The sequence below is a fragment of the Dyadobacter sp. CY261 genome, from assembly GCF_021440085.1.
In the GTDB taxonomy this organism is placed as follows: domain Bacteria; phylum Bacteroidota; class Bacteroidia; order Cytophagales; family Spirosomataceae; genus Dyadobacter.
The window spans coordinates 55909-69655 of the sequence record NZ_JAKCPW010000016.1; the positions used below are offsets into that span (position 1 = coordinate 55909).

Genomic DNA, 13747 nt, shown 5'->3' on the forward strand with positions numbered 1-13747 from the left:
AATGAAAAAATACACTTTCACTGAGAAGAAAGATACACGTTCCGGCTTCGGTGCCGGGATGCAAGTGCTGGGCCAGCAGAATCCTAATGTAGTAGCGCTTTGCGCCGACTTGGTTGGATCGCTGAAACTAGAAGCATTTATCAAGGAGAACCCAGAGCGTTTTGTTCAATGTGGTATTTCCGAAGCGAATATGATCGGTGTTTCGGCTGGTCTGACGATCGGCGGTAAAATTCCTTTCGCAACTACTTTTGCGAACTTCGCAACGGGCCGTGTTTATGACCAGATCCGTCAGAGCGTTGCGTATTCCAATAAGAATGTAAAAATCTGTGCATCACACGCAGGTCTTACTTTGGGAGAAGATGGTGCTACTCACCAGATCCTGGAAGATATCGGTATGATGAAAATGCTTCCGGGCATGACCGTTATCAACCCGTGCGACTACAACCAGACCAAAGCGGCTACGATTGCTATCGCGGAGTATGACGGACCAGTTTACCTTCGTTTTGGTCGTCCTGTAATTCCGATTTTCACGGATGCGGATCAGAAATTTGAGATTGGTAAAGCATGGATGGTGAACGAAGGAACCGATGTGAGCATCATCGCAACCGGCCACATGGTATGGGAAGCGATTCAGGCTGGCGAAATCCTCGAAGCAGAGGGTATCAATGCGGAAATCATCAATATCCACACCATTAAGCCGCTCGATGAAGAAGCGATCCTGAAATCTGTTGAAAAAACAGGTTGTGTGGTAACCGCTGAGGAGCACAACCGCATTGGCGGTTTGGGCGACAGCGTGGCGCAGGTTTTGGTTAAAAACAAACTCGTTCCGCAGGAATACGTAGCGGTAAACGACAGCTTTGGCGAAAGCGGAACCCCAGCGCAGCTCCTTCAAAAATACGGATTGGATGCTAAGCATATTGTGGAAGCCGCAAAACGCGCTATCGCAAGGAAATAATCATCATATTATCCCCTGCCCGTCGGCTTAAGTCGACGGAACCGGACCCAGCCCTTTGCAAAACCTGGTTTTTGCTGGGGCTGGGCTCTTTTTATTTGCCCTGTACCAAAAAATAAACTATTATTGACCGGCGTTGACTTCGGGCTCAGGTACAATTATTGGTCACGCAGAATTCCTGTAAATAGCGATCAGGTTAACACTGATTAAATGTCCGACGAAGAATTATTATCCCTTTTTGAAAATCCCGAAACGCGGAGGAACGCTTTCAATCAGCTGGTGCGAAAGTACCAGCAAAAAGTATATTGGCTGGTGCGGAAAATGGTGGTGGATCATGACGATGCTAACGACATTACCCAGGATGTATTTATCAAGGCATGGACAGCACTGGAAAATTTCAGGGGCGATGCCAAGCTCTATACCTGGCTTTATCGGGTTGCCAGCAACGAGGCCATTAACTTCCTGAATAAGAAGCGACGGAAATATTTCATTCCCATCTATGACGTAGAGAATGAACTGAGTGAAAAACTTGAAGCCGACCCGGAAGTGAGCGGTGATGCCATTCAGCTTAAATTACAGAAGGCAATATTAAAATTACCGGAAAAGCAAAGATTGGTATTTAACCTGAAATATTTTGAAGATTTGCCCTATGATGAGATCTCGGAGATCACCGGAACGTCGGTTGGAGCGCTAAAAGCCTCATATCATTGGGCTTCTAAAAAAATTGAGGATTTTTTGAACGAGACAGATTAAACTATTTGCATTCAAATTGGTCAAACCTTGACAAGAAAGGAAATATAAATAATCATGGACAAAAAACGTATACGGCTGGATGATCTGAAAAGGGAAACGCCCTTTACAGTGCCGGAAGGTTATTTTGACAAGCTGCCGCAAATGATCCAGGCCCGGATTCCCGCAGAACCCGTTCGCAGACCCCTCGTAAGCTGGTCGTGGCAACGTTCTGTCGGCCTCGTGGCGGCATCGGCGCTGATCCTGGTGCTGGTGTGGGTGACCGTTCCGGAGCGCCAGGGATCGCTAGGGCAGGAGCCTTTGAGCGGCATCAGCAACGCCTCTATCATTAGTTACCTGGAAGATCAGGATCTCAGTTATTACGATTTAAGCGAACATAAGGTGGTCCAAAAAGCATTTGACGCCGATTCGACGGTGCTGAACTACCTGGATGGCCTGGACGACGATATTCTTCGGCAGCAGTTAGAGGAAAGTATGATCGCTCCGGACAAGATTTGACCCTAACGAATAATCGAAATGAACTTACAATTTGAACTCAAACGGTATCGGAACACTTTTGCCCTTTTGCTCCTAATTATCGGTGCCGTGACGACCATCGGTGTGCCGACGGCCAATGCTCAACGTCGTTCCGAAGAAGAAATAAAACGGATCCAGGATGCCAAGGTGGCGATCATTACCAACCGCCTCAACCTGACGCCGGAGCAATCGACCGGTTTCTGGCCTATGTACAATGAGTACGCGCAGAAAAGAAGGGAAATCCACCGCGCCCAGCGCAAGATTATCAATGATAAAAAAGCAGAAGGTCAGACCGACGAGGCGGTGCTGAATAACCTGAATGAGGTGCAGGAACTGAGGCAAAAAGAACTGGATCTCGAAAAAGACTACCAGAATAAATTTTTAAAGGTCATTACAGCCAGCCAAGTGATCGAATTGTATAAGGCTGAACGTACATTTAATGACATGCTGATCCAGCGGTTGAAGCAAAAGAATTAGGTAACCTGCTTATTGACTTATTACAAAACAAACAGGCCCGCTTCCATTTCGGAGGCGGGCCTTCGTTTTTAGATTTAACGCTCTTATTAATGGGCTCCTACGGCCTCCACTTCGCCAATCCCGCGTGTTTCCACCGTGATATTACGCAGTGGTGCCTGGTGCTTCCTGAAATCCTGGATGATTTCGAGTACGTCGTAATCGATGTTCATTGACTTGCTACCGTCAATCACCACCGTTGCACCGTCGGGCAGGTTATCGAGCGTAGCGCTGATGCTGCCTTTGTTAAGAAATGTAACTTCCTCAGAGAGCAAAAGTGTGATGACCTCGCCATCGCGATGTGCTTCCTTGATATAATGGTAAGAATGCTTGTAGTTCTTTCTCAGGATAAAATAGATGGCAACCACCATTCCTATGCCGATTCCTTTGAGCAAATCGGTGCTCAGGATTGCGATAATGGTCACCACGAATGGTATAAACTGTTCGAGGCCCAGCTTATACATTCCTTTGTACAGCTCAAATTTGGATAGTTTATAGCCGACCATTAACAGGATCGCCGCCAGTGATGCGAGTGGGATATAGTTGAGGTATTGGGCAATAAATACCGCTGAAACGAGCAAGATAGAGCCGTGAATAATGGTACTCATCCTGGTCCTGCCGCCCGAATCGATATTTGCAGAGCTACGGACAATTACCTGCGTGACAGGAAGCCCGCCGATCAGGCCCGAAATCATATTGCCTGCTCCTTGTGCCATCAACTCGCGGTTAGTGGGCGTGCTGCGTTTGAATGGATCGAGCCGGTCGGTTGCTTCTACGGAAAGCAGCGTTTCAAGACTTGCAACAATGGCCAGTGTTAATGCAACCGTATAAACCTCAGGCCTGCTGATTGCCGAGAAGTCTGGCGTTTTGAAGAAACTGAAAAATTCCGAAGCATTCGAAGCAACGGGAAGCTGCACCATGTGTTCGCCTGATAATACCCATTGCGGGGCAACTGAACCAAATACGAGGTTCAGAATTACACCGGAAAGCACCACGAACAGCGCGCCCGGAATGTACCGGAACAACTGGATCTTCTTCATGAATGGCTTGTCGAACAAGATCAGTAATGCCAGCGAAACCGCCGAAATGATGATCGCGCCGGTGCTGTTATAGCGAAGAGAATAATACACTTCAGAAAAAGTGTTGCGGCCATCTTTCTGTGCAAACGCTTCATCGCCCATAAAGTCGGCGTCATAGCCGAATGCATGCGGTATTTCTTTCAAAATAAGCGTAATACCAATGGCCGCCAGCATTCCCTTGATCACAGATGAAGGGAAATAATAGCCGATAATGCCCGCTTTCAAAAGTCCTGCAAGCATTTGCAAAACCCCTGCAAGCACGACGGCCAGCAGAAAAGCCTCGAAAGTGCCCAGGGTATCCAGCGCATTGAGTACAATCACAACCAGACCCGCTGCCGGACCTGCCACACCCAGGGAGGAGCCGCTCAGTGAGCCTACTACAATTCCGCCTACAATACCGGCGATCACCCCCGAAAACAGGAGGTCGGAACGCCCGGTCGAGGCTAGCGCAATACCGAGGCATAACGGCAGCGCTACCAGGGATACGACAAGCCCCGCAGGTAAATCGTATTTAATATTGGCGAACAAACTTTTATTCAATGACATACGATTGATTCAGTAAGGATCAAAATTTGGACTACTCGGAATGCAGAACCGCTGATCAGACAAGCTGCGGTATGTCAAGACGGTACACGTCGTCGGCGTAGTTGGTAGCGTCGATGGTAACGTCCATATCTTTCAGAATACCATTGCTGATGTCGTAGACGACGCCGTGCACTTGCAGCTTTTTGCCATTGGCCCAGGCAGTTTGTACGATCGTCGTTTTGGCCAGGTCGCGTACTTGTTCCTGCACATTGATTTCCACGAAGCGGTCTGCCCTTTGTTTGAGATCTTCAATGGCATTCAGCTCCTGTGCGTGTAGGCGGTACACGTCTTTGATGTGACGCAGCCAGTTGTCGATAAGGCCCACTTGTTTGTTGCCCATTGCCGTGATCACGCCACCGCAGCCATAATGCCCGCACACGAGGATATGTTCGACGCCCAGCACATTTACCGAATAATCGAGCACGCTTAGCATGCTGATGTCGGTGTGGATCACCATGTTGGCGATGTTCCGGTGTACGAAAATATCGCCGGGCTGGGTTCCGGTCAGTTGATTGGCGGGAACGCGGCTATCAGAGCAGCCGATCCATAGGAATTTAGGAGTCTGGCCTTTTGCCAGATTTGAGAAAAATTCCGGGTCAGCGTTCGTCGTCTCTTCTGCCCACTTTTTGTTGTTTTCAAATAACTGGTTATAAGCCCTTATCATGATTTCTTAGTGTAAATATTAGGATGAAAAATAGAGGAACATGCCGGTTTAGACGTGGAAAGGCCACATCGGCAATAATCGGTAGTGCATTGGCATTACTCGACTTGAAATATTTTTAGGAAGAAATCAGGTAAGCTCCGGAGGCGGAGATAGCAGGTTGCGGTAGATTTCGTTGTCGAAATTCGCAGTGTAGAAGAAAGAGCTTTTGACCGGTATTAATGTGACAAAATGGTCAAAATGTACGCTTTGTGAAATTAAAAGTTGGTCGTCGTTCAGTTTTTCGACCTCTGTTTTCTCTTCGTTGTCACAGGTGCCCGTATCGCAAACCACAGATGACTTTTCTTTGACCAGCAACAAGCTAGCAACATCTGTGGCTTTACAGATGAGGAAGGCCGTAAGTAGTATAAGACAAAGTGTTCTGAACAAGAAAAAACAGGTTTTAGAGAACCAAGATAACAGCTAACGCGTCTAAAACGTTCGATAAGTTACTTTTTAGTATGCTTTTAGAATGAATTTTATGTTAAGTGGAAAGCCAAAAGAGCTAAAAAAAGGGTTGTATCAACAACCCTCACTTATTCGCTTTCCATTGCTTTTCATTGTTCTCCAACCAACGCCCAACCAGGAACGCGGAGCTTAGAAGAACTACATAAAACGCAATCATAACAACGGTCATCATCATAGTTGTACTCGATTATAATGCAATGTAAGATGGACAAAAATAGCTAAAAAATGCCACAACTGACGGCTACTAGGAAAAAATTACAGGACCCCCTTGGTCGACGGCATGAAATCCAGCGCTTTAAGATCGCGTTTAACCGCCATCTTAATGGCTTTCGCAAATGCCTTAAAAATCGATTCAATCTTGTGGTGCTCGTTTTCACCTTCTACTTTAATGTTCAGGTTCGAGAGCGAAGTGTCTGAGAATGACTTGAAAAAGTGGAAGAACATCTCCGTTGGCATTTCCCCGATTTTCTCTCTCTTAAACTCAGCATCCCAAACAATCCACGGCCGGCCGGAAAAATCAATAGCAACCTGAGCCAATGCTTCGTCCATTGGCAGGAGGAAACCATAACGGCTAATGCCGCGCTTGTCGCCGATAGCCTGGCGGTAAGCTTCGCCTAATGCGAGAGCGGTGTCTTCGATAGTATGGTGCTCGTCGATATGCAGATCGCCCTCAACCTGGATCGACAGATCGGCGCCGGAATGGCGGGCGAGCTGGTCGAGCATGTGGTCGAAGAAGCCCAGGCCGGTGTGAATATCCGAGCGGCCGCTGCCGTCGAGGTTCAGTTCGACTTTGATCTGCGTTTCTTTGGTATTTCTTTCGACAGATGCCTTTCGGGAAGGAAGCTTCAAATGCTCGTAAATGGCGTCCCAATCGGTGGTAATCAATGCGGTGGCTTCGTTCTGCTGTTCGGTAATGCCTTCTGCTGGTAATTCAGGGCGGAAAAGGATGGCTTTTGAGCCCAGATTGACTGCCAGTTGAACGTCCGTGAGTCGATCACCGATCACGTAGCTGTTGGCGAGGTCATATTCATTTGAAAAATAAGCCGTCAACATGCCGATGCCCGGTTTGCGGGTGGGCAGATTATCTTCTGGGAAACTGCGGTCGATATGTACTTCTGCAAAGCGGATGTCTTCGCCTTCGAGGGTTTTCACCATCTTGTTCTGTGCGGGCCAGAAAGTGTCTTCCGGGAAGGAGCTTGTGCCGAGGCCGTCCTGGTTGGTGACCATCACCAGCTCGTAATCCGTTTCTTCAGCGATTTTGCGCAATGCAGAAATGGCTTTGGGTAGGAATTCGAGTTTTTCGAGGGAATCAACCTGAAAATCGGTAGGGGGCTCGACGATAATTGTACCGTCGCGGTCGATAAATAGTACTTTTTTCATTAACAGATTTGGATTACAAGCGCATTACAAAATTCCGCTGCGCTTATTTCGCTGCAAAGGTCGCAAAGAATGCCTAATTGAAAAGCAGTTGGCCTCGAATAATGCAGGATGCGGGAATTTTGTAAGGTGGGAGAGCGGTTAGGAAATTGTAACTTTGCATTATAATCCAATATCGAGATGTTTACAGGGATCGTAGAATCAACCGCGGAAGTGGTGAATGTCGCAACGGAAGGAACTAATAAGACCTTCACATTCCGTTCGGACATTGCTAATGAGTTTAAAATAGATCAGAGTGTCAGCCACAATGGCGTTTGTCTTACAGTAGTTGCCGTGGATGGTAACGAATATAAAGTAACCGCCATTGAAGAAACGCTTTTGAAAAGCAACCTGGGAGAGCTGGTTGGTGGCAGCAAAGTAAATCTCGAACGCTGCATGCCAGCCAATGGGCGTTTCGACGGTCACATTGTGCAAGGACATGTGGACCAGACCGCCATATGCACGCAAATTCAGGAGCGTGATGGTAGCTGGTTGTTTGATTTTGAATATGACGCATCCAAAGGGAATATCACAGTCGAAAAAGGCTCAATTTGCATTAATGGCGTGAGTCTCACGGTCTTCAATTCGGGTGAAAACTCATTCCGGGTAGCGATTATCCCTTATACCTATAACTTTACCAACTTCCATTCGTTGAAAGCAGGGGATTCGGTAAACCTGGAATTTGATATTCTGGGCAAATACATCAAGAGAATTCTCGGGTCGTATGCTGCCTAGCATATTGGCATCTTGGAATATTACGTTTATTTTTACCCGTTTATAATCCCAAAGCGCATCCAATACATTCATGGCCAAAATAAGTACACAGTCCAGAACTGATCTTTTTACACATATCGGAATCATCGTCTCGCTGCTTTTGGTCCTTTTTCTGGGATTTTTCTTCGTTTATCTTCCTTTTACCACCAATCATGGTGAGGCCATTACGGTGCCCGATTTGAAAAAGAAGAGCGTAGAAGGCCTTGAAGAATTCCTGGGCGATCGCGACCTGCGCTACGAGGTCGACTGTACTTTTGTAACCAATGTTCCTGCGTTGACCATCATTTCCCAGTATCCGTTACCGGGCTCGAAGGTGAAGGAAGGACGCAAAATCTACGTGACCGTCGTTTCACGCACCGCGCCGCTCATCAAAATGCCAAAGCTGACCGATATGACGCACCGCAGCGCGCAGATGTTGCTGAAAAGTGTCGGGCTGGAAGAAGGAAACATTTCTTACGTTCCCGATATGGCGCAGAATGCCGTTTTGAGGCAATTGTATAATGGCAAGGAAATCCTGCCGGGACAACCCATCGCAAAAGGTACTAAGATCGATCTGGAACTAGGCGAGGGCTTAGGTACTGCACAGTTCGAAGCGCCGTCGGTGATTGGAATGCCGTTGGATGAAGCCAAAATTGCGATTGTTGGGGCAGGTTTGAAGGTAGGCCAGCAAATGGAAGTACCGGCAGAAGAGGGCCAGGCTCCCGGCTCCGTCGTAAGGCAAAATCCGGATGCTGGAAACAAAGTAAGAATTGGAGACGTAATAGACTTGTGGGTAATCCCTCAGGCGCCTGAATCGACGGATAATGAAAATCAACCGGAGCAGTAGCAAATCTTTCACACACAGGATTTTTATTTGGATAAGTGTGCTGATTTTCGTGCAAAGCCATGCACTGCGTGCGCAGCTAATCATTGTGCCCATCGATCAGACGAGATATGCCGAGGAAGTTACTGACGAACCGAATCTCCGGGCGCAGGCTTCGTTAAACCTGCCTTTTTTCGACGACTTTTCTACAAGCAAAACACCCGCTCCGAATACCAGGAATTGGCTGACGGGCAGTGGGGTTTATATTAATAATACACTTACAAGCTCCCATCCGTCGGTTAATGTGGCTACGTTCGACGGATTGAATGCCAACGGCATACCTTACAATGTGGTAAATCCCTTAACCCAAGGCTACACGGATACACTCACTTCACAGCCAGTGAATCTGGGAGGCAAAGTTGCTGCCGATTCGGTGTATCTGAGCTTTTATTGGGCGGCGAAAGGATTAGGGGAATTGCCTGATTCGAGTGACTTCCTTCGTCTGGAATTGTATAGTAAAACAAATGAATGGGTACCTGTCTGGACCCAATTGGGTTATGAGGTCGACACACTTTTTCATCAGCAGTTTATTTCCATTAAAGATCCCAATTACCTGCACGATGGATTCCAGTTCCGTTTTCGCTCCTACGGGCGCAGTTCGGGTCCTTATGACAGCTGGCACCTGGATTATGTGTATTTAAATGCAAAAAGGTCTGTTAAGCAGCCTTATTTGTTCGACGTGGCGATGCGTAAGCCGGTTTCGAACATTTTGAGGAAATACACTGCAATGCCATTGCGGCAATATCGGGCGAATCCGCAGTCATTCACAGCCGATTCCGTGAGAACCGACATTGTGAATCATTTTAACAACTTCAATATCCTCACAAGCACTTTCACATTGACCGACGTACAGCGTGGAACGGAGTATGCAAGGAATGTGCAACGTTCGATTTATGTGGCGTCTTTGAAATCGCAGACATTAGGCGTAAAACTATCGCCTCTGAATCCCGCCGGGCCGCTCGATAGCCTCCATTTAATCAGCAAATTCTACATTACAACCACAGATACAATCCCCGGAGCTAACCTCAAAACGAACGATACGATTACAGCCAGAACGGCATTGGCGGATTATTTTGCCTATGACGACGGCAGTGCCGAATATGGTGTTCAAATGAACCAGAAATTGGGCCGGGTTGCCGTGCAATACGTATTAGCAAAGGCAGACACGATCGGAGGGGTGAGGATGTCGATGGTGTCTTTCAATAAGGATATTTCGGGACAAGGATTTACTATTCAAATTTTAGGCAACAAAAATGGTAAGCCCGACCAGGTAATAAGCCAACGGTCTGTTGCGGTTAGATATCCAGCCATTCGGGACGGACTGATCGACTATGCATTCAGCATTCCTGTGGCAGTGCCGGATACCTTTTATGTTGGTTGGTTGCAGATTAACGATCAGCCCGTGACCGTAGGATTCGACCGGAATTCAACGCTGGGTGCAAATTCAGTGTATTACAACCTCGGAACCGAATGGGCAAAAGAAACTTCGCTGAAAGGCTCCATCATGATCCGACCGTATCTTGGGAAGAAAGCGCAAGGCGTGATTACGGGTAACGAGCCAAATGACCGGATCAATGCAATCTTCTACCCGAATCCTGCAAAAGGAGAAGTACAGTGGAATAATAGATCGTTGAACAGGGTCGAAATTTACAGCTCGGCGGGCAATCTGATACATACATTTACACCGTCGCGAGAGCAGCAGTCTGTGTTGGTCGATCATTTAAGTCAGGGCATCTATATATTTAAAGCCACCGACGGGAAACGTTCTTTTGTGCAAAAAATGTTAATTTCTAAATAGACTCAATTGTCACAAATTTTTTTAAAAATGGATATTACCGTTGAAGAATTGAAAGAACGTCTGGAAAAAGGCGAAGATTTACATTTTTACGATGTTCGCGAAGAACATGAATATGAAGAGGATAACCTCGGCGCTATTTTGATCCCTCTTGGCGAGCTCCCTGATCATCTGGATGAGCTGGAAGCGTTGAAAGACGAAGAGATCATTATCCACTGCCGTTCAGGCGCGCGTAGCGGTAAAGCGGCGCGTTACCTCGAATCGCAGGGCTTTTCAAACGTACGTAATGTATTGGGCGGCATTCTGGCTTACCGCGAGCTGGAAGACTAGTCGTTAGAGGCATTTGACGGGAATGGGTCCTGTCAAATGCTTTCATTCTAATCCTGTTTGCTTCCGTACGTACTGTAAAATGTGGTCATATTCATCAGGATGGAACCATTCAAAATTTCCCTGGTGCCTGAACCAGGTAAGCTGGCGCTTCGCATAGCGGCGCGAATTCTGCTTCAATAACCTCACCATTTCTTTCTCATTGTATTCGCTGTCAAGGAAGCCATAAACTTCCCGGTATCCCACTGTTTTCAATGCGTGATGTTCACGGTATGCGATTACGCTTTTAGCTTCCTCAACCAGGCCTTCTTGGAGCATGATTTCCATTCGTTGATCAATCCGCCCATAAAGCTCCGCACGATCTCTGTCTAACGCGATATTGATGGGCGCAAATGGCCGATTACGCACGTTCCGCACTTTAAACTGACTAATGGATGTACCGGAGGTGTAAAACACTTCCAACGCTCTTAGTACACGTTGTGGGTTGGCCAGCTCCGGTGTAGCCGCAAATGTAGGGTCGATACCACGAATTTCTTCCTGTAAAACCGCCAGGCCCTGGTCTGCTAGCTTTTGTGTCAGCGACTCGCGGAGTCCGGGTAGCGGAGCGGGGAGGTCGTCGAGACCTTCCAGCACTGCTTTGACATAAAAACCGGAGCCGCCGGTCATTAAAACGATATCATATTTTTGGAAAAGTTGATCGAGCAACGCAAGGGCATCCCGCTCGAAATCACCGGCGCTATATGTTTCGGAAATGGAATGGGAATCGATGAAATGATGGCGGACTTGTACCAGCTCGTCCTGCGTAGGTTTTGCGGTTCCGATGTTGAGTTCACGAAAAAATTGCCGCGAATCTGCAGATATGATTTCAGTATCGAGGTCGCGGGCAAGCTTAATCGTCAACGCGGTTTTTCCTACGGCCGTAGGGCCAGCAATTGTTACCAGATGTTTTTTTGGGGGATGATGGGGCATTGCGCCGATTTTAAATGCGAATCAGGGACAAAAATAGAGATATGTACCGGTCAATACCATTCATTGCGGATTAGTAATTTTTTTTACATAATTTATGGCCTAAACGCCTCTGTCCTCGTCATAACGGGATTTGTCTGCGTACTGACTCGTACAGTTTCTTTTAATCACTTTTCTAAACTTTAACAATTATGTTCAAAAAATTATTACTATTCGCCTGCGTAGCCTTGATGATAGCGCTGGTAAGCTGTAAGGGTGACGACGGAGCCGTTGGTCCTGCTGGTCCAGCGGGAGCCCAGGGACCTGCCGGCCCGGCGGGACCAGCAGGTGAGGACGGGACCGGCTCATCGGCATTGATTATTTCAACGGGCGCAGACACTACGGACGAGGAGGGAGGCTATATTACTGGTCTGACAGGTCTGACAGCCGAGCAAGAGGAGCTTTTGGAGAATTCGGCGGTATTGGTTTACCTGAAAGCACAAGGTGTGTACTGGCCGATGCCAGGTGTGATCAGTTTCGGGGGTAGCAAAGTAAGTTCATTCACATTTGTGCATGGTGTTGATGAGGGTACATTTTTTGTCGAGTTAATACCAACTGACTGGAATGAAACTCAGGAAGCTCCTCCGGTAAGAATATTCGAGGATATTCGGATTGTAATTGTGCCAGGTTCATTACTGGAAGGCGGTCGTTTAAGCTCGGAAATTGATTTCAAAAACTACGATAAAACAATTGCAGCATTAGGTCTCACGGACGCGAAAGTGAAATCCGTAGGTAAATTGAAGTTGAAGCTAAAAAGCAACAAGTCAGTAGCTCGTTAATTCAGTAACCCGTTGATTAAGTTATAAAAGCAAAGGTCATTCCGAGCGCATAAGCGATTGGAGTGACCTTTTTTCCTATGATACATACAGGTTTGCGTATTCAAAGAAAAAGGGCTTCCATTTTGGAAGCCCTTTCGTTATGCCTGCTTTTTGGATTCTCTTAGTATTCCCAAAGTCCGTGTTCCAGTTCCATTAACTCCTGTTCGTAGTTCAGGGACTTGATAAGGGCCTCTTTCTCGCCGTTGTAGATGTCGAGGAACGCTTTATCATTAGCATTTGAAAACTTGGTAATCCGTCCATAGAACAATCGAAGATCAAATGCATCAGCGAGGTTCTTATTTTGGGCGGTATTGTGAGTGTTATACCAAATGTATTTCTTAGGATCGCTTCTGAAAAGTCTTTCAACATCTTTCCAGCGGAACGAGGCAACGGGAAGTTCGAGACCTGTCGCTGTTTGTTCAGCCGGAAGAACGATCGTCAGCGTCTGAATGTCATTGTACAGACGTGACCTTTTCTTGTCGAAAACCCAATCTTCCCTCACTTCAAGGATACTAAGCTGTTCGGGGAAATACTCCTCGTCGCTTGCCGCTAGCTGAGTTTCGAAAGAAGTGGTATCAGGTTTTGGCGCTTCAACTTTCGGCTCTTCTTTGGCAACTTCTGTTTTAGCACCCTTTTTTGTCGATTTCTTCTTAGGAGGCCCCCATCCGTCATCTTCTACGGCTGCTTCTTTCTTGGGATCCTTTTTCGCCGCAGTTCCCCAACCATCATCAGCCGCTGCGGCCTGCTTGGTAGGATCTGTTTTGGCTTTTGCATCCCATCCGTCGGCTTTGGCAGGTTCTCCAAATCCCGCGGCTAGTTCCTCTGCGGAAAGTCCGGCAGTCTGATTAGGGATCAGGATGCGTTTATGAAGTTCGTCACCATTGATCTTGGTTGCGCAGGAATCGTTTGTATAAGCATCGATCAAGCCTGCTTTCGCCGCGTCTAACAAGTAGCGTGTGATCTCATTGTTTTTAGAGAACATGGAAATGTTCTGCTTTTCTTTCAAATCGACCCGTCTCCAGAGCGTTCTTTTCATCATCACGTCGCCCTCACCGATAGGGCGCGATGAGAACTGATTCGCAGTCGAATCCTCTTTTTCCTGCGCGAATGCAGCAGTACTTGCAAGAGACAGCGACAGCAAAGACCATGCAATCGTTTTTCCGTTCATTCTTCTCATATCATACATA

Annotated in this window: 15 protein-coding genes; 9 read left to right on the forward strand and 6 right to left on the reverse strand. The window is 47.2% G+C overall.

Annotation, left to right across the window (positions count from 1 at the left end; genetic code table 11):
• Position 1 precedes the first annotated feature (1 nt).
• The 4 genes from LZD49_RS30255 to LZD49_RS30270 all read left to right on the forward strand — a co-directional run bounded on the left by LZD49_RS30255 (position 2) and on the right by LZD49_RS30270 (position 2695).
• Positions 2–955 (forward strand): transketolase family protein, encoded by a 954-nt coding sequence (locus tag LZD49_RS30255; RefSeq protein WP_234671785.1) that lies wholly within the window; start codon positions 2–4, stop codon positions 953–955.
• Positions 956–1162: 207 nt separating this feature from the next.
• Positions 1163–1705, forward strand: a complete 543-nt coding sequence (locus LZD49_RS30260) for an RNA polymerase sigma factor (RefSeq protein WP_234671786.1) — start codon at positions 1163–1165, stop codon at positions 1703–1705.
• 54 nt (positions 1706–1759) lie between these two features.
• Positions 1760–2200 (forward strand): hypothetical protein, encoded by a 441-nt coding sequence (locus LZD49_RS30265; protein WP_234671787.1) that lies wholly within the window; start codon positions 1760–1762, stop codon positions 2198–2200.
• An 18-nt stretch (positions 2201–2218) separates the two neighbouring features.
• Complete coding sequence (locus LZD49_RS30270; RefSeq protein ID WP_234671788.1) at positions 2219–2695, forward strand: hypothetical protein; 477 nt, start codon at positions 2219–2221, stop codon at positions 2693–2695.
• A gap of 86 nt (positions 2696–2781) precedes the next feature.
• Here LZD49_RS30270 and LZD49_RS30275 read toward each other — a convergent pair whose 3' ends face one another.
• The 4 genes from LZD49_RS30275 to hisB form a co-directional block, all read right to left on the reverse strand.
• Positions 2782–4356, reverse strand: a complete 1575-nt coding sequence (locus tag LZD49_RS30275) for a SulP family inorganic anion transporter (RefSeq protein WP_234671790.1) — start codon at positions 4354–4356, stop codon at positions 2782–2784.
• Between the two features lie 55 nt (positions 4357–4411).
• On the reverse strand, positions 4412–5059 hold the full coding sequence (can, locus tag LZD49_RS30280) for a carbonate dehydratase (RefSeq protein WP_234671792.1): 648 nt from the start codon (positions 5057–5059) through the stop codon (positions 4412–4414).
• A 126-nt stretch (positions 5060–5185) separates the two neighbouring features.
• Complete coding sequence (locus LZD49_RS30285) at positions 5186–5485, reverse strand: hypothetical protein (protein ID WP_234671794.1); 300 nt, start codon at positions 5483–5485, stop codon at positions 5186–5188.
• Positions 5486–5818: 333 nt separating this feature from the next.
• Entirely contained in the window at positions 5819–6943 is a 1125-nt protein-coding gene (hisB, locus tag LZD49_RS30290; protein WP_234671796.1) for a bifunctional histidinol-phosphatase/imidazoleglycerol-phosphate dehydratase HisB, read from the reverse strand.
• 177 nt (positions 6944–7120) lie between these two features.
• On the opposite strand from hisB, the gene LZD49_RS30295 reads away from it, so the two are divergent.
• From LZD49_RS30295 to LZD49_RS30310, 4 genes are all read left to right on the forward strand, one after another.
• Positions 7121–7714, forward strand: a complete 594-nt coding sequence (locus LZD49_RS30295; protein ID WP_234671797.1) for a riboflavin synthase — start codon at positions 7121–7123, stop codon at positions 7712–7714.
• A 70-nt stretch (positions 7715–7784) separates the two neighbouring features.
• Positions 7785–8579: a PASTA domain-containing protein gene (locus LZD49_RS30300; protein WP_234671799.1), complete on the forward strand. Its 795-nt coding sequence runs from the start codon at positions 7785–7787 to the stop codon at positions 8577–8579.
• The gene (locus tag LZD49_RS30305) at positions 8557–10413 is read left to right on the forward strand and encodes a T9SS type A sorting domain-containing protein (RefSeq protein ID WP_234671800.1); all 1857 of its coding nucleotides are present in this window, start codon (positions 8557–8559) and stop codon (positions 10411–10413) included. Before LZD49_RS30300 ends, LZD49_RS30305 begins: the two co-directional genes overlap by 23 nt.
• Positions 10414–10440: 27 nt before the next feature.
• On the forward strand, positions 10441–10740 hold the full coding sequence (locus tag LZD49_RS30310) for a rhodanese-like domain-containing protein (RefSeq protein ID WP_015812387.1): 300 nt from the start codon (positions 10441–10443) through the stop codon (positions 10738–10740).
• A gap of 42 nt (positions 10741–10782) precedes the next feature.
• Here LZD49_RS30310 and miaA read toward each other — a convergent pair whose 3' ends face one another.
• Complete coding sequence (gene miaA, locus LZD49_RS30315; protein WP_234671801.1) at positions 10783–11706, reverse strand: tRNA (adenosine(37)-N6)-dimethylallyltransferase MiaA; 924 nt, start codon at positions 11704–11706, stop codon at positions 10783–10785.
• A gap of 188 nt (positions 11707–11894) precedes the next feature.
• On the opposite strand from miaA, the gene LZD49_RS30320 reads away from it, so the two are divergent.
• Positions 11895–12521, forward strand: a complete 627-nt coding sequence (locus LZD49_RS30320; RefSeq protein WP_234671802.1) for a hypothetical protein — start codon at positions 11895–11897, stop codon at positions 12519–12521.
• 160 nt (positions 12522–12681) lie between these two features.
• Here the strand turns inward: LZD49_RS30320 and gldN are convergent, their stop codons facing one another.
• The gene (gldN, locus tag LZD49_RS30325) at positions 12682–13746 is read right to left on the reverse strand and encodes a gliding motility protein GldN (protein ID WP_234671803.1); all 1065 of its coding nucleotides are present in this window, start codon (positions 13744–13746) and stop codon (positions 12682–12684) included.
• Position 13747: the final 1 nt, after the last annotated feature.